The sequence below is a fragment of the Lentzea albida genome, assembly GCF_900111005.1.
GTDB classification, from domain to species: domain Bacteria; phylum Actinomycetota; class Actinomycetes; order Mycobacteriales; family Pseudonocardiaceae; genus Lentzea; species Lentzea albida.
On sequence record NZ_FOFV01000015.1, the window covers coordinates 86578 to 107336 of the forward strand.

Below are 20759 nucleotides of genomic sequence, written 5' to 3' on the forward strand. Positions count from 1 at the left end.
ACACCCGGTAACCGGCAGTTCCCCGGAAGGGGCAAGCGGCCGAACGGGCGATGATCGGCATCGCCCGCACGGACTACTTGTCAGCGGCTTGACAACGCATGACTACGTTGACGTCAGGTTCATCCACCACACGATGGCGCCGGCGCGGCCGTTGACGTCCAGAGTCGTGTAGATGCGCTGGAGGTGGTTCTGCACGGTCTTGGGGGACAGGCCGAGCGACTCCGCGATCATCGCCGTGCTCGCCCCGGCGGCCACGAGCCGCAGCACCTCGATGCCGCGCTTCGTGAGCCCTGCCCTCAAAGCACGGGCGATGCGGGTGTTCGTGTGTTCCGCGGTGCCGGTCTCGTGCAGTTCGCCGGAGTGCGGGACGCGCATCGCGGTGCCTTCCCGATTCGGCTCGAAACGCTTGTGCGCCAGCTGTTCCACGAGTCGCGCCGACAGGTCGTGCTCGCGCGTCCGCAGGAGGTCCCTGCCCTCCTGCAGCTCCCACAACCGGTACTGCTCCAGCTGCATCCGCGCGTGCCGCAGTGCGCGTTCGAGGTCGCCGGACCGTTCGTGCGCCTCGCTCAGCTGCTGGTGCGCGTGCACCGCCACCTCCCTGGCGAGGCAGCTCATCGCGAGCTCGGCGGCCTGGGTGAGCTGGGCGATCTGCTCGGCGTGCCGCTCCCGCGCACCGCTCAGCCGCGCCCGTGCCATCAGCGCCTCCGCCAGCGCCACCGGGCGGTTCCTTCCGGCAAGCAACTGGTCAGCGCGCTGCCAGCTGCGGTGCGCGCGGTCAAGTTCACCCAGATCGATGCGGACGTGTGTCAGCAGGACGTTGACCATCGCCATCCGCACGGGGTCGCCGAGCGTCTTCCACCGGTCGCGCACCTGGGCGCACAACGCCTCCGCGCGGCGGAGTCTGCGCACGCACGGCTCCCCGTCGAGGCTGCAGCGGTTCTCCTCGGTGCGGATCATGCAGTGCTCGTGGTACTGCGAGCGCAGCGACTTCGCCTGTTCGAACAGCACCGAGCCGATCAGCTCGTTGTCGCCGGTGAGCTCCGCGAGTCCGAGCGCGCGGGCGAACGAGTTGAAGCTCCGTTCCCGCGAATCGAGACGCAGTTCCACCACGGCACGGGAGAAGCTGCAGCGCGCCTGGAGTCCGATGTGGCGGTTGGCCGCCGCGATCGCCTGCACCTTGTCGATCGTGTCGAGCGCGCTGGGCCACAGCCCCCGCTTGCCCAGCGCCACCGACTGCGCCAGCACCCCCTCGGCGACGCCTTCCGCGTCGTCCAGCCACGAGAACGCCGCCACGGCCTTCTCCGCGTGCTCCAAGGCCTCGCCCGGTCTGCCTTCGTCCAGTGCGATCCTCGCCTCGCGCAGGTTGTGCACGGCGGTGGACCGCGGATCCGCGGTCCTGCCGGGAACCGTCATGGTCAAGCCCCCTCGACTCGGGGCTGACTCTAGCGCCGCGGCGACCGGCCGCCGCGGCGCTAGTGCTGCTCGCGCAATTGACGTTTCAACACTTTTCCGGCCGCGTTGCGCGGCAACTCGTTGACGAAGAAAACATCGCGGGGAACGGAGTACCGCGCCAGGTTCGCCTTCACGTGGTCACGTATCTGTTCGGCGGTCAGGGTTTCCGCGCCGACGACGAAGGCGGCGAGGCGCTGGCCCCACTCCTCGTCCGGCACCCCGAGCACCGCGACCTCCGTCACGCCGTCGAGCGTCGAGAGGAGGTCCTCGACGTCGTGCGGGTAGACGTTCTCGCCACCTGAGACGATCATCTCGTCGTCGCGGCCCGCCACGAACAGCAGGCCGTCCTTGCGGTAACCGAGGTCGCCGGTCGACATCAGGCCGTCCAGCGACTCCTTGCTCGTGCCGTTGGTGTAGCCGTCGAACAGCATCTCGTTGCCGACGAAGATCCGGCCGGTCTCGCCCTCCGGCACCGGCCTGCCCTGGTCGTCCACAATGGCCAGTCGCGTGCCGAGTGGTGGTTTCCCCGCCGTGCCGGGCTCGCGCAGCATCTCCTCGGGCGTGGCGATGCTCGCCCAGCTCACTTCCGTTGAGCCGTAGAGGTTGTAGAGCACCGGGCCGAACTCCTCGAGCGTGCGGGCGGCGACCTTTGGCGGCAGCGCCGACCCGCTGGAGGCGATGATCCGCAGCTCCGGACGGTGCTCCTGCTCCAGCATCCGTTGCAGCATCACGGGAACTACGAACATCGCCGTGCACTTCTCGGCGTCCCGCAACGCCTGCGCCGGGTCGAACCGGCGGCGCAGCACCAGGGTCGCGCCGAGCACGAGCCCGAGCTGGAACGCGGCGAGGCCCCAGGCGTGGAAGAGCGGGGAGGTGATGGAGATGACGTCGCCGTGCTTCAGCGGGATCCGCGACAGCAGCGCGGCGGCGGGGGCGAGGCTCGCGGGTTCCGGTCGGCGGGCGCCCTTCGGCGTGCCGGTGGTGCCGGAGGTGAGGATGATCAGCCTGCCGCGCGGAGGCCTGCGGGGCAGCGGCGTGGTAGGCCCGTCGGCGATCAGCGACTCGAGCTCGTCGGTGAAGTGCACCGGCAGGTCCGGCAGCACGCCGGCGAACTCGCGGTCGGCGACGATCCTGTCGATCTCCTGGTCCGCCGCGACCTGCGCGAGCTGCCCCTGGCTCAACCCGGTGTTGAGCAGGACGGCGTCGGCGCCGACCTTCGTGCACGCCGTCATCGTCTCGATGAACGCACGGCCGTTGCGGCACAACAGCCCGATGCGCTCCCTGGGGCGGAAGGCATGCGCAAGGCGGCTCGTGCGCTCGTTCACCTGCGCGTACGTGAGCACGCCGTCGTCGTCGATGATCGCCGCACGGTCCGGGTGGCGCCCGGCCCCCGTCTGGTAACCCCACGCCAGCGTGATGTCCCAGTGCAGGTAGCCGCGCACGGTACCGGCGAGCCCTCGGGGGCCCAGCGGCCGGATCACTCCGGCTTTGACCAGGGTCAGCAGCACGCGGGTCACCATGGGACCCACTGTGCCATCAACCTACTTGCGAGTAGGTAACGGTGTGACGGCGGTCACGCCTCGGTGTTGGACGCGCTCACGACGGCGTCGCGCAACGCGGCCCGCAGCCGGCCGACCTCCAGTGGCGTCAGGACGGCGGCCTCGCCCGGCGGCACGGTGATCACTATGTGCCCCTGGCTGACGAACACCGTCATGTCCCGTCGGCGCGAAGCGATGTCGCGGCAGCTCACCTGCCACTCCTCTTTGGCTCCCACGGGGTTCTTCCTCCAGCTCACTCGATGCACCGGCCCGGTGTACCCGGTGCCCACGATGAAGAGACGTGCGTCACCGGAAGTCATGACGAAGGTTTCCGTTCTTCGTCGAGCGACTGCGCCGAGCTGCGGATAGCGTCGCACGTGGGACGAGTTCAGGTCACCTGGAGGGGTGAAAATGGCGGAACCGCAACGCATCGTGATCGTGGGGGCCGGCCTCGCCGGTGCCTCCGCGGCAGGCGCGCTCCGAGACCGCGGCTACGGCGGCGAGATCGTCGTGTTCGGCACCGAACGCCACCGCCCGTACGAACTTCCCGCGCTGTCCAAGGACGTCCTGCTGGGCAAGGCGGGCGAACCGGCGTGGGTGCGCGAACCGGGTTTCTACGCCGACAACGAGATCGACCTCCGGCTCGGGGTGTCCGTGTTGGAGCTGCGACCGGGTGATCACACGATCGTCGACTCGGACGGAGCAGTGCGCTCCTACGACCGGTTGTTGCTCGCGACCGGGTCGCGCCCCCGAGTTCTGCCTGGGGCGCAAGGACATGTGCTGCGCACGCTGGACGACTCCCTCGCGTTGCGGTCCGCGTTGCGCGAGGGCAGGCACGTCGTGGTGATCGGCGCCGGCTGGATCGGCTGCGAGGTGGCCTCCGCCGCTCGCGCGCACGGCTGCCGCGTCACGGTCGTCGACCCGCTGGCCGAACCGCTCGTGCGCGTGCTCGGACCGGAGATGGGCGCGGTGTTCCGCAGCCTGCACGAGGAACACGGCGTGGAGTTCAGGCTCGGCACGGGCGTCGAGGGCTTCTCGCCCTCCGGAGTGCGTCTCGCCGACGGCACCGAACTGCTGCCGGACGTGACGGTGCTAGCCGTGGGCGCGACACCCCGCCTCGAACTCGCCGAGGCCGCCGGTCTGGAGCTGGCCGAAGGCGGCGTGGCGGTCGACGCCGCGCTGCGCACCTCCGCGCCCGACGTGTTCGCGGCGGGCGACATCGCCGCGCACGACCACCCGCGCCACGGCCGCCGGGTGCGCGTCGAGCACTGGGCGAACGCGAAGGACCAGGGCACGCACGTCGCGGGGTCGTTGCTCGGGCTGGACGAGCCGTACGCGAAGTCGCCGTACTTCTTCACCGACCAGTACGACCTGGGCATGGAGTACCGCGGCCTCGCCGGCCCGGACGACGAACTCGTGGTGCGCGGTGACGTGTCGGCGCGGGAGTTCGTCGCGTTCTGGCTGCGCGACGGGCGGCTGCGGGCGGCGATGAACGTCAACGTCTGGGACCACGGCACGGCGTTGAAGGCGCTGGTGGACGCGCAGGCGACCGTGACGCCGGAACAGCTGCGCGAGGCGGACCTCGGCGCCCTGGTCTAGGAGCTAGGCCCTGTCCTGCAAGTCTCGTCGGGCGACAGTGGCGGCCGAGGGCCCCGGAGGCGATGCCGCCGCAACGCCCGGATACGCCCGGTATGAGGGCGTCGCGGCGACACCGCCTCCGGGTCTCTCGCCCGCGCCTCTCACCGGACGAGCTGGCAGGACAGGGCCTAGATGCAGGAGCCGTGCATCGGGCCCTCGCCGCGCGAGAGGTCCTGCAGGGCCTTGCGGATGATCACCATCTCCTGGTGGGTGAAGCGCGCCTGGAACGCCCTGTCGACCTCGGCGAGCGCGTCGCCCGCCTCCTTCTGCAGCTCACGGCCCTTGTCCGTGATCACCGGCGTGCGCACGCGCCGGTCGCTGGGGTCGGGCACGCGCTGGACGAGGCCCGCCCGCTCCAGCTTGTCGAGCTCGCTCGTCAGCGTGGTCTTGTCGAGGCCGAGCATCGCGCCGAGCTTGAGCTGCGTGCGCTGGAGCTCCTCGTTGGCGAGTGCTTGAAGGACGAGCTGGCCGCGCAGCGAGATCCCGAACTTCGCGATCTCCTCGGCGTACGCGGCGCCGACGCGCTGGGTGGCGCGGTGCAGCAGCCAGTTGAAGTCCCACTTCTCCACGCAGGCTTCGACGAGATCCGACTGCTCCTCCATGTGTCCCATCCTACATCCCGGGAGAGATGTTCTCGGCTCGGAACATCTTGACTCGGAAGTTCTCCACTCGTATGTTCTGGGTATGACCAATCTGCTTCACATCGACACGAGCATTCGGTACGAGGGGTCTGTGACCCGCGAGATCTCCGGTGCGTTCGCCGAGAACTGGCGTGCCGCGAACCCGGGGTCCGGCTACACCTACCGGGACCTGCACGCGTCGCCGATCCCGCACAAGGACGGCACGGAGCAGGGCATCGCCGCCGACCTGATCGCCGAGGTCGACGCGGCCGACGTGATCGTCCTCGGCGCGCCGATGTACAACTTCTCGATCCCGTCGACCCTCAAGGCGTGGATCGACCAGGTCGCGACCTCGGCGAACTTCGCCCGCGAGGACGGCACGTTCGCGTGGGGCGGCAAGCGCGTCGTCGTCGTGACGGCCCGCGGCGGTTCCTACAAGCCGGGCACGCCCCGCGAGGGCTTCGACTTCCAGGAGCCGTACCTGCGCGCCGTGCTGTCGATGGTCGGCCTCGACCAGAACCTGGAGTTCGTGCACGCCGAACTGACCCTGGCGGACGTGGTGCCGCAGATGCACCAGTTCCGCGAGCTCGCCGTCGAGTCGCTGGCCGACGCGCACCGCGTGGTCAAGGAGCTGGCCAGCGCCTAGGGTTCGGCCTTGTGATCGACAAGGTGGCTTGGATCCATCTCAGGGACGGCCAGGTGCTCGGCACCCGGTCGAAGGGCAAGGACACGTTCTACCTGCCCGGTGGCAAGCGCGAGCCGGGGGAGTCCGACGTCGAGACGCTCGTGCGCGAGATCCGCGAGGAGCTGTCGATCGAGATCGACGCGGCGTCGGCGGAGCACCTGGGGACGTTCGAGGCGCAGGCACACGGCCACTCGTCGGGGGTGACCGTGCGCATGACCTGCTACACCGCGTCGTTCGACGGGGAACCGGTGGCATCGGCCGAGATCGAGGAACTCGCCTGGCTGACCACCGCCGACGCGGACCGGATCTCCCCGGTCGACCGGATCATCTTCGCCCACCTGGAGTCAGAGGGCCTTCTTCGCTGACCCCTGAAACGACGAAAGGGGGAGAGCTCCGCTCTCCTCCCACTTCAACATATAGCGCACCGGGGGCCTTGCCACAAGACCCCGGGCGTACCCCATCATTTCCCGGCCAACGTCATTCACCTGGGGAAATGGGGAACTCCATGATCGACGTCATCATCGCCGGCGGCGGGCCGACCGGCATGGTGCTGGCCGGGGAGCTGCGCCTGCACGGCGTGGACGTGGTCGTGCTCGAACGGGACGCGGAGCCGACGAAGGTCGTCCGGGCGCTCGGGCTGCACGCGCGCAGCATGGAGGTGATGGACCAGCGCGGCATCGCCGGCCGCTTCCTGGACGCGGGCACGACCCATCCGCTCACCGGGTTCTTCGCGGGCATCGACCGACCGGCGCCGGAGCGGCTGGACACGAAGTACCCGGTCGTCCTCGGCCTGCCGCAGCCGCAGATCGAGCGGCTGCTCACCGAGCACGCAGTCGAGGCCGGTGCCGACGTCCGGCGTTCGACCACGGTCGTCGGGCTGACACAGGACGACGAGGGCGTGACCGTCGAGCTCGCGGACGGCACGTCGCTGCGGGCGCGGTACCTGGTCGGCTGCGACGGCGGCCGCAGCACCGTGCGCAAGCTGGCCGGCATCGACTTCCCCGGCGAGCCCTCACGGGTGGAGACCCTGCTCGGCGAGATGGAGATCGGCATCCCGTGGGAGGAGGCGATGCCGCTGATGCTGGAGGTCCGCAAGACGCAGAAGCGCTTCGGCGTCGGCCCGATCGGCGGCTCCGCGACGTACCGCGTCGTCGTGCCCGCGGACGGCGTCAACGAGGACCGCGCGGTCATGCCGACCCTCGACGACTTCAAGCAGCAGCTCGTCCGGATCGCGGGCACCGACTTCGGCGTGCACTCGCCGCGGTGGATGTCCCGCTTCGGCGACGCCACCCGCCAGGCCGAGCGGTACCGGTCGGGCCGCGTGTTCCTCGCGGGCGACGCCGCGCACGTCCACCCGCCGACCGGCGGCCAGGGCCTGAACCTGGGCGTGCAGGACGCGTACAACCTGGGCTGGAAGCTCGCCGCGGCCGTGCACGGGTGGGCGCCCGCGGACCTGCTGGACACCTACGAGGCCGAGCGGCACCCGGTGGCCGAGGAGGTGCTGAACAACACCCGCGCGCAGATCGAGCTGATGAAGGTCGAGCCCGGCCCGCAGTCGGTGCGGCGGCTGCTGACCGAGCTGGTGCGGTTCGAGGAGGTCAACCGGTACCTGATCGAGAAGATCATCGCAGTGGCGGTGCGGTACGACTTCGGGTCCGACGACGAGCTGGTCGGGCGGCGGATCGGCGACCTGGCGCTCAAGCGCGGCGGGCTCTACGACCAGATGCACGCCGGGCGCGGGATCCTGCTCGACCAGGCCGGGACGTTGTCGGTCGGCGGCTGGGCCGATCGGGTCGACCACCTGGTGGACGTGAGCGAGGACCTCGACGCGCCCGCGGTGCTGATCCGGCCGGACGGGCACGTGGCGTGGGCGGGCGCGGACCAGGCGGGGGTGGAGGGGGCGCTGGCGCGCTGGTTCGGGGCCGCGCGCTGAGCACCAGACCGGGGTGGCGGGAGGGGGGCCGCCACCCCGGCCGCGGTCCGCCGCCCGAGGTCACCCGTTCGAGGGCCGGAGGCGCTTTGTCACACTGGTGCCCGTGTCCGAGCCGATGACAGCGGTGCTCCTGCGCGCCGCGGAACTCACCGCCTCGGGGAAGCCGCGGCAGGCCGTCGACCTGTTGCGGCCCCTCGTGGCGGCGAACCCTCGGCACGCCGAGGCGTGGTGCCGCCTCGCCGCCGCCCACCTCGACCTGGGTGAGGCGGACCAGGCTCTCGACTCCGCCAAGCGCGCGATGATCCTCGACGGCGAGCCCGCGTGGCCCCAGCGGCTCGCGGCCCTGGCGTTGAACGACCTCGGCCGGCACCAGGAGGCGGCGGTCGCGGCGCGGGAGTCCGTGCGGCGCAAGCCCGGTGACTGGCGCGGCTACGTCGTGCTCGCCGAGGTCCTCGCCGACGTGCAGGACGGCGCCGTCGAGGCTTTCGACTCGGCCCTGCACGCCTCGCAGCTCGCCCCGACCGAGGCGCGCGCGTTCCAGGTGCTGGGTGACGCGGCGCTGCGGATGCGCGACTGGGGCACCGCCGAGCACGCGTACCGCTCGGCGATCAAGCTCGACCCGTCCGATGCGGACTCGAAGGCGAACCTCGCGACCGTGCAACGGCGGCGTTCGGCCAGGCCCGCGCCGCTGCGCCTCAACAAGGTGCAGGTGTGGCGTTCGCTGCGCACGCTCTCGTTGCTGCTGGTCGGCGGCGGTTTACTCGCGCTCGTCGCCGGCATGCCCCGGCCGACGCCCTACCTCGCGTTCTTCACCGGCGCGCTGGTGCTGTGCTGCCTGGTCGTGGCGCTGCGGCTGCGTCCGTTCAAGCTGCTCTTCAGCCTGCGCAAGCTCGCCGTGACGGTGTCGCTGCTCGCCGCGTCGGCGCTCGTCCTGCTCGGCTGGACCGTCGCGTTGATGTTCGGGGCTACGACGATGCAGCCACTTGTGCTTTCCTGGTTGTGCGCTGTCGTCGGGGGAGCGCTCGTCTACGTCGGCGGAGGCAGGAAGCGGTGATGCGTCGCAACGCGGTCGCGCTCGCGTTCCTGCTGTTCCTCGGACAGCTGTTCATCGTCGCCGCGCCCGCCGAGCCCACCGCCTCCGGTGCCGTCGTCCGCCACGGCCACGACTACGCGAACCTGCCGGTCACCGCGCCCAAGCCGCACAACCCGAACGCCGCCCAGGTCCCGCAGACCCAGGTGCCGTCCGACGTGCCGCCGCTCGCGAAGCCCGCGCTGCCGATGCGGTACGTCGTCTCCTTCGCCCGGCGCGTGCACCGCACGCCCGAGGGCATCCGCTGGACCCCGCAGCCCGCGCGCTCCCCGCCTTCCGGTCGCTGAAGTCCCCACTCCAGCAACCACTTTCTTCTCCGGAAGGCCTTTCACCCATGTCGCGCGACACCGCGCGACGGGGCCTGCTCGTGCGCGGTCTCACAGCGCTGGGCGTCCTCGTCGCATCCGCATTCCTGCTGCTCACCTCCGACCCGCGCCTCGGCCTCGACCTGCGCGGCGGAACCCAGATCGTGCTCGAAGCCAAGGGCGACTCCGACGCCGCCGACCGTTCCATGGAGGTCCTGCGCCGCCGCGTCGACGCGCTGGGCGTCGCCGAACCGGTGATCGCCCGCTCCGGCGAGAACCGCATCGTCGTCGAACTGCCCGGCGTCCAGGACCCCGAGGAGGCCGTGAAGGTCCTCGGCCAGACCGCGCAGCTCACCGTGCAGCGCAACGGCCAGACCGTCATGACCGGCGAGGGCATCTCCGACGCCTCGGCCAACGCCAACCCCCAGGGTGCGGGGTTCGTGGTCAACGTCCAGTTCCAGGGCGAGGGCTCGAAGACCTGGCAGAAGGTCACCGGCGAGGCGGCCTGTGAACCGTCCGGCACGCCCGGCCGCCAGATCGCGTTCGTGCTCGACGGCAAGCCCATCTCGTCGCCCGAGGTCAGCCTCGACACGCCCTGCGGCGCCGGTCAGGCCGGGGGCGCGACCACGATCACCGGCCGCTTCTCCCAGCCCGAGGCCAAGGAACTCGCCCTCGTCATCCGCTCCGGCGCGCTGCCCGTGCCGGTCGAGGTCATCGAACAGCGCACCGTCGGCGCGACCCTGGGGGCCGACGCCATCGAGGCCAGCGCCAAGGCCGCGATCATCGGCATCGCCCTGACCTCGTTGTTCCTGATGTTCGCCTACCGCCTGGCCGGGTTCCTAGCCGTCGTCGCCCTGGTCGGGTACGCGGGCGTCGCCTACGCCGGTCTGCTGGCCGTGGGGGCGACGCTGACCTTGCCGGGCCTGGCCGGCTTCGTGCTGGCCATCGGCATGGCGGTCGACGCGAACGTCCTGATCTTCGAACGGGCGCGCGAGGAGTACGCGCGCAAACCCAACCTCCGGCGCGCCTCGGAGAGCGGCTTCCGCGGCGCGTTGAGCGCGATCGCCGACTCGAACGTGACGACGCTGCTGGCAGCCGGGTTGCTGTTCTGGCTGGCCACGGGCCCGGTGCGCGGCTTCGGCGTCACGCTCACGATCGGTGTGCTGGCGTCGATGTTCAGCGCCCTGGTGCTGTCGCGCGTGCTGGTCGTGTGGATCGTCGGCAGCAAGTGGGTGGCGCGTCGCCCGAAGCTGAGCGGCCTGCACACGCTGGGCTACGTCCGCCAGCGCCTGTCGGTCGTGCTGTACCGGCGCCCGTCGCGGTGGCTGATCAGCGCCGGCGTGCTGGTGCTCGTGGCGTTCGCCGGCCTGTTCGTGCGCGGCCTCAACCTGGGCGTCGAGTTCACCGGCGGCCGCATGCTCGACTTCACCGCGGCCGGCGCCGTGGACTCCGGTCGCGTCCGTGACGCCTTGTCCGACGCGGGCTTCTCCGACGTCGTGGTGTCGTCCTCCGGCAACGAGGTGTCTTTGCGCACCGGCCCGATCGACGACGCCACGTCGTCCCGCATCGGCCAGGTCGTCTCCTCGGCCGTCGACGGCGGCGCCCGCCAGTCGAGCAACGAGCTGATCGGCCCGTCGCTCTCGTCCGAACTGCGCCGCAACGCGCTGATCGGCCTCGCCATCGCCGTCGCCGCCCAGCTGGTCTACCTGGCCGTCCGCTTCGACTGGCGCCTCGGCCTCGCCACGGTGGCCGCGCTGATCAGCGACGTCCTGGTGCTGGTCGGCCTGTTCGCGTGGATGGGCAAGACGGCCGACGGCGTGTTCCTCGCGGCCCTGCTGACCGTGATCGGCTACTCGGTCAACGACTCGGTCGTCGTCTTCGACCGCCTGCGCGAGCTCCGCGGCTCCCGCTTCAAGGGGTCGTACCCGGACGTGGTGTCGGACGCGGTCGTGCAGACCGTGCCGCGCACCGTGAACACGGGCATCGGCGTGCTCTTCGTGCTCGCGGCGCTGCTCGTGCTGGGCGACGGCTCCCTGGCGGACTTCGCCGTGGCGCTGCTGATCGGCCTGGTGGCGGGCACGGTGTCCACAGTGGTCACCGCCGCCCCGATCGCCATCTGGCTCGAGTCGCGGTGGCCGCGGCAGGTGGCGTCGTCGAAGAAGCGCCCGGCGGCCGCGCGGGTCTAGCCCGTGCCGCCCGCTTCTAGCAGAGTGGGCGGCATGACCTCCTTCGCCTCGTACCAGAACGAGATCTACCTGCAGGGGCTCGGTGGCGCCGTGCCGCCGTTCACCACCGACCCGGACGCGCTGGAGCAGTCGGCGCGTGACAGGCTCGGACCGGGTCCGTTCTGGTACGTGGCGGGAGGCGCGGGCTCCGGCGCGACCGTGCGCGCGAACCGCGCCGCTTTCGAGCGCGTGCAGCTCGTGCCGCGGATGCTGACCAACGCGACCGAACGGCATCTCGGCGTGACCGTGCTGGGCACCGAGCTGCCCGCCCCGGTGATGCTCGCACCCGTTGGCGTGCAGGCGATCCTGCACCCGGACGGCGAGCTGGCGACGGCGCGGGCGGCGGCCGAGCTCGGTGTGCCGATGGTGTTGTCGACGGCGTCCTCGCACACCATCGAGGAGGTCGCGGAGGCCTCCGGTGACGGGCCGCGCTGGTACCAGCTCTACTGGCCGAACGACCCCGGCGTGTGCGCGTCGCTGCTGGAGCGGGCGAAGAAGGCCGGGTACACGGCGCTCGTCGTCACGCTGGACACGTGGACGCTCGCGTGGCGGCCGCACGACCTGGACCAGGCCTACCTGCCGTTCCTGCGCGGCATCGGCACGGCGATCCCTTTCAGCGACCCGGCCTTCCGCGCGGGGCTGCAGAAGTCGCCCGAGGAGGACATGCCGATGGCGATCCTGCGGTGGGTGCAGCTGTTCACCGGCACCGACAAGTCGTGGGACCAGCTGTCGTTCCTGCGCGAGCACTGGGACGGCCCGATCGTCCTCAAAGGAATCCAGCACGCGGACGACGCGCGCAAGGCCGTCGAGTTCGGAATGGACGGTGTCGTCGTCTCGAACCACGGCGGGCGCCAGGTCGACGGCGCGGTCGGGTCGCTGGACGCGTTGCCGTCGATCGTCGAGGCGGTGGGGGAGCAGGTCGACGTGCTGTTCGACTCCGGCATCCGCACCGGCGCGGACATCGTGAAGGCGCTGGCGCTGGGCGCCAAGGCCGTGATGGTCGGGCGGCCGTTCGCGTACGGGCTCGCGCACGGCGGGCAGGTCGGCGTGAAGCACGTGCTGCGCAGCCTGCTCGCGGACTTCGACCTGACGCTGGGGCTGTCGGGTCACCGCAGCCCGGCCGACCTGGGGCCGGACGCGCTGCGGTTCTCCTGAAACGACACCGGGTGGGCCGCGATCGCGGCCCACCCGGTTCTTTCGTCTCTCAGGGCATCGTGGCCGTCATGTGGGCCAGCGTCCCGAAGTCGGCCGGCTGCACCCGCAACCAGCCGTCGCTCTTGGCCGCGAGGTACCGCCCGCTCGGCGTGTCGATGTAGGTGAGCGGGTTGACGCAGCGCTGCTTGCGGCCCAGGTGGTCGCGCTTGGCCGAGAAGACCTGACCGCCGCCGGTGCGCGGCTGGCTCATGATCTCGTTGAGCTGCGCGACGAGCTGGTCGTTCGGCGTGCTCGTCGGCCGGCTCTGCTGCAGGAACGAACCGGTGTCCTCATAGGACGGTTGCCGCTTCGGCTGCAACGCGTCCTCCGGCAACGTGATCGGGGCACCCCTGCCCGCCGGGGTGGGCGGCAGGGCACCGACCAACGCCTGCGGTGCCTCGTCCGCCCTGATCGGTTCGAGCACGAACTGCTGGTCCGCCGTGAGCACGATCCGCAGCGCGTCCTGGCCGTTCGACACGACCAGCGCGCTCTGCTGCGGGCCGTCCTTGAGGCTGAAGAACGCCCAGTACTCCACGCCGGCCTCGACCACGAGCCGCAGCGCGTTGGCCAGGTCCGGGTGGATCTGGTTGCCGCGCGCGAGCCCGTACTGCTCGAGCTGCGCCCACGCCGAGCGCTGCAACCGTTCGAGCTCGCTCACGTCGCCCGACTCGAGGAGTGCCTCGTCGAAGTCGACCTGGGCGAGCAGCGCACGGTGCATCGTCGGCAGGCCCGCGGCCTGCCAGGCCTGATAAAGCGCCGTGACAGGGATGGCGACCCTGCTCCGCAGCACGTTTCCCCCTTATCCGCCGATGACCGGCGGAGCGACCATCGTTCCGTCCCCGAAGATGTCCTCGGTCTCCTGCAGGTAGGACGCCGACTTGTGCTCGGAGTCCTCCGCGCCGTCACCACGCGCGCCACCCGCGCCCATGCCGCCGGCACCCATGCCCGCCGCGCCACCACGACCGGCGGCACCCGCGGCACCACCGGAAGGCCCGAAGCCACCAGCGCCACCGGAACCGCTACCGGCCACACCGGCCGCGCCGCCGAAGCCACCGCCCATGCCACCGGGCCCACCGAGACCCTTCGCGGCCGCGGCACCACCGAGGCCACCGCCACCGGGCCCTCCGAGACCACCGGCACCACGCCCGCCGCCACCGGCTCCGCCACCACCGCCACCACCGGGCCCACCGATCCCGCGGCCACCAGGACCGTTGGGGTTACCGGGCCCACCGGGGCGGTTGCGCGGGTTGTTGGGGTCGAGCGGTCCACCTGGCCGCCGCGGGTCGTTCGGGTTGAACACACCGCCGGGCGGGTCGGTCGGGTTGCCGATGTTGGGCGGCGTGCGCCGGCCACCGTCGTCAGTCGGCGGCGGGGTGAACTTGGGGTCGTTCACGCCGGCCGTGTTGGTGCCGTCGCTGCCGCCGTTGTTGCCACCGGTACCGGGCGGGGTCCAGCCGGACGTGCCCGTGTCGGTCCCGCCGCTGCGGTCGCCACCGCCGGGGTTGCCGATGCTCGGCGGGGTGTTGTTCCCGACCTTGCCGACCTCGTCGACGTTGTACTGACCGCTCGACTGCTCGTCGACGGACCCCTCGGTGGCGGTCGGCGCGATGAACGTCGGCTGGTTGTTCATGCTGGCGTTGACCGCACCCGCGTACTGGTTGAAGGCGCGGATGTTCTGCTCGCTGACCTGCTGGTTCTTCTCCAGCGCCTTGTCGTAGTCCGTGTCCCACGGGCGCAGGTCGTTCAGGAACGGCTTGTCGGGGACGGACGGCGGCATCGCCATCGAGTTCTTGGCGTCGACGTAGGCGCTGCCAACCGTGTCGGCCGTGGTTCCGGCCTGAGTCGCCGAGTCACCCGTGACGGTTGCCCAGGTGGCGAGCGGTGAGGTTCCGCTGCGGGCCGAGTCACCCGCGGAACCCTCCCAGGCAGCCCCGGAGTCGCGCACGGCCTTCTCGATCAGCTGGGCGACATCTCCGTGACCACTGGACAGATCACGCCATGCCTGCGCCATGAGCGACGTGCTCTGACCAGGCCCACTACCGTTTTCGAACCACTTGTAGATCGTTTCTCCGCCCGCGAGGGGCAGAAAGGCGAAACCGCCGATGTTCGGCTCATCCCCAGCCATCTCGCTACCCCTTCAGGTTTGTGATGATCAGCTGTGCGACCCGCTCGGACTCCTGGCAGGCGGGTTTGCTAGCACGCTCTTCAGCGGCGGTGGAGACCTGCACCGTGATCGAGTCGGTCTTGGACGCTTGCAGAGAAGTCAGGCAGCCGGTCGACGCGTCGGTCTGACTGGTCGAGATGACCCTCACGCCATCGATCGTCTTGTCCGTGAAGACCGGGTTGGCTTTGACGTTGCCCACGAGGTCTTCAAAGGACTTGTTCTCAGTCACATGCACCGTGTACTTCGAGTTCTTGATGACGTCCTGGCCCATCCACACGCAGTTGGGGCCTAGCGTTCCCGATCCGGGAGCGGGCTCGCGGACCGAACCCAGCGAGGACACCTGGCTCGCGGTGAGAATGCTGCAAGGGCTGCTCACGTACTTGGCGATGCTGAGCCCCGCGTCAGATCCGTCGCTGGTCGGCTGGCTGCTCGTCTGTCCGGCGCCCGTCGTGGGTGCCGAGGTCGGATTTCCGCCGGTCTGGGTGCTGGTGCACCCCGCCAGCACACCGAGAGCGAGCACGGCGGTCAGCAGGGCGGTCATGCGCTTCAAGGTCTGTCAGCCCTTCATCGCGGACGTCGCCGCTTCGTCGGTCTTCCGGTACTCGGCCAGAGCCTTCTCGATGTTCATCACAGTCTGTTCCAGGGCCTTCTGCGCTTCCTGGTTCGCCCACAGGTACCCGCCTTGCTCAGCACCTGCGGTTCTGCGCATCGCGAGCGTCGCGTAGCCGCTGTAGGGATCTGGACCGGGAGCGCCTGACGCCTGGATCTCATCGGACTTGTCCCGAAGTTGGACCAGCTTCTCGATGGCGAGCTTCAGGCCGTCGATCATCTTCTGCGCCTGGTCCGGGTCGACGCTGAACTTCGCCACACCGCCGCCACCAGCACCGGCGGCTGCTCCTGCCGCCGCGCCGAGCGCCGCTCCGACGCCCTTGCCGACGGACCCGGCGGTCTTCACGGGTACGAGCGCGTCGAACATCAGCATCTCAGCCAGCTCCCCTCAGAACTCTCCACACCCCTGTTGGAGGATTTTCGCATAGGACCGGTTCCCGGTGGAGGCGAACGAATCAGCAGATCAGGTCACATGGCCGATTCGTTCAAGACCGCGTGTCACGATCGGCCTAGGTTCGACGCATGATCGAAGAAGCGAGGACCTTCCTCTGGCTGAACGCCCGCACGCTGGAACAGCGCTGGTTCGAGCACGCCTTCGACGGCGGGAGTGCGGACGCTGTGGTCAGGGCGGTGCTGGCCTACCGCAACGACGACGGCGGGTACGGGTACGGGCTCGAACCCGACCACCGGGGGCCGACCAGCCAGCCGTTGCACGCCCTGCGCGCCCTGCAGATGTTCGGGCAGGCCGGTGCTCCTGACCAGGCCGAATCGATCCTCACCTGGCTGACCGACACCTGTCCGGACGGGAGTGTGCCGTTCGGGTTCTCCACCTCCAAGGACCACCCCAAGGCGCCGTGGGTGGCGGCCGACGACCAGGGCGGGCTCCTCATCACCTCGCAGATCGCCGCCGCCCTGCACGAGCTCGGCGTGACCCACCCGTGGCTCGACAAGGCCACCGACTACTGCTGGCGCGAGATCGAGGGACTCGAGCAGACCCACCCGTACGAGCTGCGGGGTGCGGCGATGTTCCTCGACGCCGTGCCGGACCGGGCACGAGCCGAACTGCTGGCCGAGAAGCTCAAGCACCTGACGCCGAGCACCGAGGGGTACGCGGAGGGCGAGGGGCTCGACCCGCACGAGTTCGCGCAGAAGCCCACCAGCGTCGCGAGCCGCTGGTTCACGCCGGAGGAGATCGAGAAAGACCTCGACGCGCTCCAGACCGGCCAGCAGGCGGACGGCGGCTGGAACTTCGGCTTCCCCGCCTTCACGCCGGTCGTCAACTTCGAATGGCGTTCGATCGCCACTCTCGACTCGTTGCTGACGCTGCGCCGCTACGGCCGGATCAGCTGACTCAAAGGCACCCCTGCCAGCGCCTTCACCTCGCGGGCCAGGTGCGCCTGGTCCGCGTAACCGGCGTCGGCGGCGACCGAAGCGAAGGGCAGACCACTCCAGGCGAGCTTGAGCGCGGAGTCGAACCGGAGCACGCGCTGCAGCACCTTGGGCGGGTAGCCGAACGCGTCGAGGCACCGGCGTCGCAACTGGCGTGAGCTCAGGCCGATCTCCCACGCGGCCGAGGCCACGTCGCCGGTGCGCAACAACGACGCCGTCGCGGCGAGAGCAGGATCGACGACGACCCGTGAGGTGCAGAACTCCACCATCGAAGAGAACGACGTCAAGCGTGCTGAAGGCACGAGGTCGGACAACGGCACCCGCAGGTCGCGTACGGCATGTGCGGGCACGCCGAACACCGACGGGAACGCTCCGGGTGGTAGCCGAACGCCGTACAACGTGCCGGGAGCAACGGAAGCGAGCTGTGCGACAGCGTCCGGGCCGGCCACGAAGAGAGCGCCGGAAGCGGGCGTCCACATCAGGTCCGTGCAGCCGTCCGGCACCACGCGCTGCATGGTCGGCGAGGACACCGTGCGCGTCCAGAGGCAGGCCAGTCCGGCGGGAGCGGGACGTTCGGCGTACACGGGTCCATCAAAGCAAATGGCGCCACGTCCTGGAGGACGCGGCGCCATTTCACGTGGACGATACTGGGATTGAACCAGTGACCCCTACCGTGTCAAGGTAGTGCTCTCCCGCTGAGCTAATCATCCGTGGTCGTGCGGATGTCATCTTAGCGGACGGGCCTCCCCGACACCGAATCCAGGGGTCAGGTTCCGAACTTCACCCAGTTCACGCTCACGTACGGCGCAGGCTGCCCGCTCGTGAAGGTGATGTAGACGTCGTGCGTGCCGGAGATGTTCGAGATGTTCGCGGGGATGGTTCTCCACGCGTCCCAGCCCCCGGTGTTGCCGACCGCGATCGAGCCGACCGGTGTGGCCGTGCGCGAGCCGAGACGGACCTCGACCAGGCCGCTCACGCCGCCGGCGGCGCCCGAGGCGACCCGTGCGTAGAACTGCCGGGCCGGTCCGGTGCCGAAGTTGACGCCGGAGAACTTCAGGTAGCCGCCGTTCGCGATCTGGTGGACGCCGGAGCCGCCGTCACCGGGCGACACCGAGCCGCCGGAGCGCTCGGAGGCGTTCTCCGCCTGCAGGTCGCTGTACGCGGAACCCCCACCGCCGGGGTTCGACGTCGTGGTCGTGGTCGTCGGGGGAGTGGTGGTCCCGCCACCAGACGAGTAGACGGCCACGTAGTCCACGACCATGGAGTGCCCGGACTGGGTGGCCGCGACAGGGGTCGGCTGGTTGTTGTTCAGCGCGTTCGGGAACGCGCCGCCCATCGCGAGGTTGAGCAGGATGAAGTGGCCTGCGTGCGACGTCATCGCGTTCCACACGTTGACGCCCACGCGGGCCTGCGTGACCTGGTGGAACGACTGGCCGTCGACGAACCAGGTGAACGTCTTCGCGGCGTCGTCCCACTCGAAGCGGTACGTGTGGAAGGCGCTCTGGCAGGACGAGCCGGGGCACGCCCGCGAGTTGCCGATGCCGGTGAACTCGCCGCAGGCGCCGCCGGGGGCGACGTCGCAGTGCAGGACGCCCCACACGGAGTTGAGGCCGTTGACGTTCTCCATGATGTCGAACTCGCCGATGCCCGGCCAGTTCCAGTAGTTGCCGCGGTAGGGCGAACCCAGGGTCCAGAACGCGGGCCAGTAGCCCAGGGCGGCTTCGCCCGTCACGTTCGGCATCTGGATGCGGCCCTCGATGGCGAGCTTGCCGCCCGCCGGGGGCTTGAAGTTGGAGCGCTGGGTCTCGATGCGCGCCGACGTCCAGTTGCCGGCACCGTCCTTCAGGGCGGTGATGCGCAGGTTGCCGTTGCCGTCGAGCTTCAGGTTGTTGGTGCTGTTCGTGTAGTTCTGGATCTCGCCCGTGCCCCAGTTGGCGGGGCCGCCCGGGTAGCCGTGGCCGGTGTCGATGATCCAGTTGGCGCTCGACGGCAGCGATCCGTTGGAACCGTTGAAGTCGTCACCCCACACCTGCGTCCATCCCGAAGCAGGGGGTGGGATCGAAGCGTTGGCGGACATGGCGGCGATCGCCAGGGGTACCGCGGCAAGAAGAGCTGTCGAGGCCGCGAGGACGCGGCGGCGTTGCTTCATGCGCGAGTGACCTCCTCGTCACGGGTGCAGTCCATTTATGAGAGCGCTCTCACGGTGCAAGAACAAGCGACCAATCGGCGTAACGGGGAAATTACGCGGAGTCTCGTTTGGACTCACTTCGCGTCGGCGTAGCAGGTCACGGGCACCGCGTTCATCGGGAAGCGCACCGATGTCTCGCCGAAGAGCAACCGCGTCGCCTCGCGCCCGGCCTCGGCGATCGCCTCGACCACCGCGTCCGCGTCGGCGCGCGGGCAGTGCACGAGCACCTCGTCGTGCTGGAAGAACACGAGCTGCGCCTCGGCGGGCAGACGGCCCCGCAGCACGGCCAGCAACGCCGCCGTCCAGTCGGCCGCGCTGCCCTGCACGACGAAGTTGCGGGTGAACCGGCCCCAGTTGCGCGCCGCCTGCCGCGACGACCGCGACACGTCCCCCGAGTCGTCCGCGCCCCCGGTCAGCTCCTGCCAGGCCGCGGACGGCGTGGGTGAGGTGCGCCCGAGCCGCGTGCGCACCATCCGGCCCTGTTCACCGGCCTGCGCCGCCGCCTCCACGTACCCGACGGCGACCGGGAACCTCTTGCGCAGCACGGCGAGCAGCGGCCCGGCCTCACCCGACGTGCCGCCGTACATCGCCGACAGCATCGCTATCTTCGCGCGCGGCCGCTCGCCCCGGAACGAGTCCGCGGCCAGCGCGGCGTACAGGTCGTCGTCCCCGCACACGTCGATCAGGCGCGCATCCCCTGACAGGGCAGCGAGAATCCGCGGTTCGAGCTGCGACGCGTCCGCCGCCACGAGCACCCAGCCGTCGTCCGCGATCACGGCCTGCCGCATCAGCCGCGGGATCTGCAACGCCGCACCGCCCCGCGACGCCCACCGCCCCGAAACCACGCCGCCCACGACGTAATCCGGCCGGAACCGCCCCTCCGACACCCACGCGTCGAGCCACGTCCAGCCGTGCGCCACCCACAGCCGTGCGCGCTCCTTGTAGTCCAGAAGTGGTGCCACGGCAGGATGATCGACCTTCTTCAGCACCCACCGCCGCGCCGACGGCACCTCGACGCCCGCCCGCGCGAACGCCCGCACGATGCTCGCGGGCGCGTCCGGGTTGATCTCCTTGCCGCCGAACGCCTCCTGGATCCGGTCGGCCAGGTCCTGCAACAACTTCGGCCGCTGACCGGGTGCGGGACGAGGCCCGAGCACCTCCTCCAGCAACCGCGTGTGCACGTCCTCCCGCCACGGCAGCCCGTGGAACGTCATCTCGGCCGCCACCAGTGCCGACGCCGACTCCGCCGCGATCAGCAGTCCCAGCGCCGGATTCCGTTGCTGCGCCCGGAAGACGAGCGACAGCGCGGCCAGCTCGTCCGTCCCGCCCGGCAGCACCACCGGTTCCGGCCCGAACAACGTCAGCGCGTCGTCCTTCTTCGGCGGCCCCACGTCGGCCGGGGCCGGCAGCCCCAGCACCCGCGCCAGCGCGCCTGCCAGCTCGCGCGGCTCCCTGTGCCGCCCCTCGGCGCCGAGCAGCAACGCCTCCGTCAGGTGCAGGTCCCAGCACCGGTCGACGCGCACGCCGGCGCGCAGCAGCACCGGGTAGACCTCGGACGTGTCCGCCCACACCCACCTCGGCCGGTGGGCACGCTCCAGCGACGCGACGGCCGCGGCGGCGGACGAAGCCTCCATCGCGGGACCCGCCGGGGTCCCGTCGTCGTGCAGCTTCTGCCACCGCCCCGCGCCGTCCGCGTCCAGAACCAGGGCGACCAGCACGCCCCAGATTG

20 protein-coding genes and 1 tRNA gene are annotated in these 20759 nt (G+C 70.5%); 9 read left to right on the plus strand and 12 right to left on the minus strand.

Annotated features, from left to right (window positions below):
* Positions 1 to 102 precede the first annotated feature (102 nt).
* From BMY74_RS45805 to BMY74_RS31365, 3 genes are read right to left on the minus strand one after another with little or no spacing between them, the layout of a single operon-like run.
* A complete protein-coding gene (locus tag BMY74_RS45805) occupies positions 103 to 1413 on the minus strand; it encodes a LuxR family transcriptional regulator (protein ID WP_218159802.1) in 1311 nt (436 codons plus the stop codon).
* Between the two features lie 59 nt (positions 1414 to 1472).
* Positions 1473 to 2972 carry an AMP-binding protein gene (locus BMY74_RS31360; protein WP_177230008.1) on the minus strand — a complete coding sequence of 500 codons (1500 nt, stop codon included), beginning with the start codon at positions 2970 to 2972 and terminating at the stop codon, positions 1473 to 1475.
* 53 nt (positions 2973 to 3025) lie between these two features.
* Entirely contained in the window at positions 3026 to 3226 is a 201-nt protein-coding gene (locus tag BMY74_RS31365) for a hypothetical protein (RefSeq protein ID WP_089922257.1), read from the minus strand.
* 175 nt (positions 3227 to 3401) lie between these two features.
* On the opposite strand from BMY74_RS31365, the gene BMY74_RS31370 reads away from it, so the two are divergent.
* Positions 3402 to 4589 carry an NAD(P)/FAD-dependent oxidoreductase gene (locus BMY74_RS31370; RefSeq protein ID WP_089922113.1) on the plus strand — a complete coding sequence of 396 codons (1188 nt, stop codon included), beginning with the start codon at positions 3402 to 3404 and terminating at the stop codon, positions 4587 to 4589.
* A gap of 167 nt (positions 4590 to 4756) precedes the next feature.
* Here BMY74_RS31370 and BMY74_RS31375 read toward each other — a convergent pair whose 3' ends face one another.
* The gene (locus BMY74_RS31375; protein ID WP_089922114.1) at positions 4757 to 5230 is read right to left on the minus strand and encodes a MarR family winged helix-turn-helix transcriptional regulator; all 474 of its coding nucleotides are present in this window, start codon (positions 5228 to 5230) and stop codon (positions 4757 to 4759) included.
* A gap of 82 nt (positions 5231 to 5312) precedes the next feature.
* Between BMY74_RS31375 and BMY74_RS31380 the strand changes: the two genes are divergently transcribed.
* The 7 genes from BMY74_RS31380 (at position 5313) to BMY74_RS31410 (ending at position 12641) form a co-directional block, all read left to right on the plus strand.
* A complete protein-coding gene (locus BMY74_RS31380; protein WP_089922115.1) occupies positions 5313 to 5894 on the plus strand; it encodes an FMN-dependent NADH-azoreductase in 582 nt (193 codons plus the stop codon).
* An 11-nt stretch (positions 5895 to 5905) separates the two neighbouring features.
* Positions 5906 to 6298: an NUDIX hydrolase gene (locus BMY74_RS31385; protein WP_089922116.1), complete on the plus strand. Its 393-nt coding sequence runs from the start codon at positions 5906 to 5908 to the stop codon at positions 6296 to 6298.
* A 140-nt stretch (positions 6299 to 6438) separates the two neighbouring features.
* On the plus strand, positions 6439 to 7866 hold the full coding sequence (rox, locus tag BMY74_RS31390) for a rifampin monooxygenase (protein WP_089922258.1): 1428 nt from the start codon (positions 6439 to 6441) through the stop codon (positions 7864 to 7866).
* 103 nt (positions 7867 to 7969) lie between these two features.
* Positions 7970 to 8920 (plus strand): tetratricopeptide repeat protein, encoded by a 951-nt coding sequence (locus BMY74_RS31395; RefSeq protein ID WP_089922259.1) that lies wholly within the window; start codon positions 7970 to 7972, stop codon positions 8918 to 8920.
* Positions 8920 to 9243 (plus strand): hypothetical protein, encoded by a 324-nt coding sequence (locus BMY74_RS31400; RefSeq protein ID WP_089922117.1) that lies wholly within the window; start codon positions 8920 to 8922, stop codon positions 9241 to 9243. Before BMY74_RS31395 ends, BMY74_RS31400 begins: the two co-directional genes overlap by 1 nt.
* Before the next feature lie 47 nt (positions 9244 to 9290).
* Positions 9291 to 11447, plus strand: a complete 2157-nt coding sequence (gene secD, locus BMY74_RS31405; protein ID WP_089922118.1) for a protein translocase subunit SecD — start codon at positions 9291 to 9293, stop codon at positions 11445 to 11447.
* Between the two features lie 33 nt (positions 11448 to 11480).
* Entirely contained in the window at positions 11481 to 12641 is a 1161-nt protein-coding gene (locus BMY74_RS31410) for a lactate 2-monooxygenase (RefSeq protein ID WP_089922119.1), read from the plus strand.
* A 49-nt stretch (positions 12642 to 12690) separates the two neighbouring features.
* Here BMY74_RS31410 and BMY74_RS31415 read toward each other — a convergent pair whose 3' ends face one another.
* From BMY74_RS31415 to BMY74_RS31430, 4 genes are read right to left on the minus strand one after another with little or no spacing between them, the layout of a single operon-like run.
* Positions 12691 to 13470: an ESX secretion-associated protein EspG gene (locus BMY74_RS31415; RefSeq protein WP_089922120.1), complete on the minus strand. Its 780-nt coding sequence runs from the start codon at positions 13468 to 13470 to the stop codon at positions 12691 to 12693.
* Between the two features lie 9 nt (positions 13471 to 13479).
* Complete coding sequence (locus BMY74_RS31420; protein ID WP_089922121.1) at positions 13480 to 14805, minus strand: PPE domain-containing protein; 1326 nt, start codon at positions 14803 to 14805, stop codon at positions 13480 to 13482.
* Positions 14806 to 14809: 4 nt separating this feature from the next.
* Positions 14810 to 15385 (minus strand): DUF3558 domain-containing protein, encoded by a 576-nt coding sequence (locus BMY74_RS31425; RefSeq protein WP_089922122.1) that lies wholly within the window; start codon positions 15383 to 15385, stop codon positions 14810 to 14812.
* Between the two features lie 15 nt (positions 15386 to 15400).
* Positions 15401 to 15826, minus strand: a complete 426-nt coding sequence (locus BMY74_RS31430) for a hypothetical protein (RefSeq protein ID WP_089922123.1) — start codon at positions 15824 to 15826, stop codon at positions 15401 to 15403.
* Positions 15827 to 15975: 149 nt separating this feature from the next.
* Between BMY74_RS31430 and BMY74_RS31435 the strand changes: the two genes are divergently transcribed.
* Positions 15976 to 16803, plus strand: a complete 828-nt coding sequence (locus BMY74_RS31435) for a prenyltransferase/squalene oxidase repeat-containing protein (RefSeq protein ID WP_089922124.1) — start codon at positions 15976 to 15978, stop codon at positions 16801 to 16803.
* Here the strand turns inward: BMY74_RS31435 and BMY74_RS31440 are convergent.
* The 4 genes from BMY74_RS31440 to BMY74_RS31455 all read right to left on the minus strand — a co-directional run bounded on the left by BMY74_RS31440 (position 16785) and on the right by BMY74_RS31455 (position 20748).
* A complete protein-coding gene (locus tag BMY74_RS31440) occupies positions 16785 to 17426 on the minus strand; it encodes a helix-turn-helix domain-containing protein (RefSeq protein WP_245786461.1) in 642 nt (213 codons plus the stop codon). The two genes, BMY74_RS31435 and BMY74_RS31440, sit on opposite strands and share 19 nt — an antisense overlap.
* A gap of 54 nt (positions 17427 to 17480) precedes the next feature.
* Positions 17481 to 17552, minus strand: a tRNA-Val gene (locus tag BMY74_RS31445).
* A 56-nt stretch (positions 17553 to 17608) separates the two neighbouring features.
* Positions 17609 to 18991, minus strand: a complete 1383-nt coding sequence (locus BMY74_RS31450; protein WP_089922126.1) for a carbohydrate-binding protein — start codon at positions 18989 to 18991, stop codon at positions 17609 to 17611.
* Positions 18992 to 19104: 113 nt separating this feature from the next.
* Positions 19105 to 20748 (minus strand): bifunctional 3'-5' exonuclease/DNA polymerase, encoded by a 1644-nt coding sequence (locus tag BMY74_RS31455; RefSeq protein WP_089922127.1) that lies wholly within the window; start codon positions 20746 to 20748, stop codon positions 19105 to 19107.
* Positions 20749 to 20759 lie beyond the last annotated feature (11 nt).

Bases quoted from the DNA above. Each gene is read 5' to 3' on its own strand.
- BMY74_RS45805 (WP_218159802.1), bottom strand. From the start codon at position 1,413: ATGACGGTTCCCGGCAGGACCGCGGATCCGCGGTCCACCGCCGTGCAC.
- BMY74_RS31360 (WP_177230008.1), bottom strand. From the start codon at position 2,972: ATGGTGACCCGCGTGCTGCTGACCCTGGTCAAAGCCGGAGTGATCCGG.
- BMY74_RS31370 (WP_089922113.1), top strand. From the start codon at position 3,402: ATGGCGGAACCGCAACGCATCGTGATCGTGGGGGCCGGCCTCGCCGGT.
- BMY74_RS31375 (WP_089922114.1), bottom strand. From the start codon at position 5,230: ATGGAGGAGCAGTCGGATCTCGTCGAAGCCTGCGTGGAGAAGTGGGAC.
- BMY74_RS31380 (WP_089922115.1), top strand. From the start codon at position 5,313: ATGACCAATCTGCTTCACATCGACACGAGCATTCGGTACGAGGGGTCT.
- rox (WP_089922258.1), top strand. From the start codon at position 6,439: ATGATCGACGTCATCATCGCCGGCGGCGGGCCGACCGGCATGGTGCTG.
- BMY74_RS31400 (WP_089922117.1), top strand. From the start codon at position 8,920: ATGCGTCGCAACGCGGTCGCGCTCGCGTTCCTGCTGTTCCTCGGACAG.
- secD (WP_089922118.1), top strand. From the start codon at position 9,291: ATGTCGCGCGACACCGCGCGACGGGGCCTGCTCGTGCGCGGTCTCACA.
- BMY74_RS31410 (WP_089922119.1), top strand. From the start codon at position 11,481: ATGACCTCCTTCGCCTCGTACCAGAACGAGATCTACCTGCAGGGGCTC.
- BMY74_RS31420 (WP_089922121.1), bottom strand. From the start codon at position 14,805: ATGGCTGGGGATGAGCCGAACATCGGCGGTTTCGCCTTTCTGCCCCTC.
- BMY74_RS31425 (WP_089922122.1), bottom strand. From the start codon at position 15,385: ATGACCGCCCTGCTGACCGCCGTGCTCGCTCTCGGTGTGCTGGCGGGG.
- BMY74_RS31430 (WP_089922123.1), bottom strand. From the start codon at position 15,826: ATGCTGATGTTCGACGCGCTCGTACCCGTGAAGACCGCCGGGTCCGTC.
- BMY74_RS31435 (WP_089922124.1), top strand. From the start codon at position 15,976: ATGATCGAAGAAGCGAGGACCTTCCTCTGGCTGAACGCCCGCACGCTG.
- BMY74_RS31450 (WP_089922126.1), bottom strand. From the start codon at position 18,991: ATGAAGCAACGCCGCCGCGTCCTCGCGGCCTCGACAGCTCTTCTTGCC.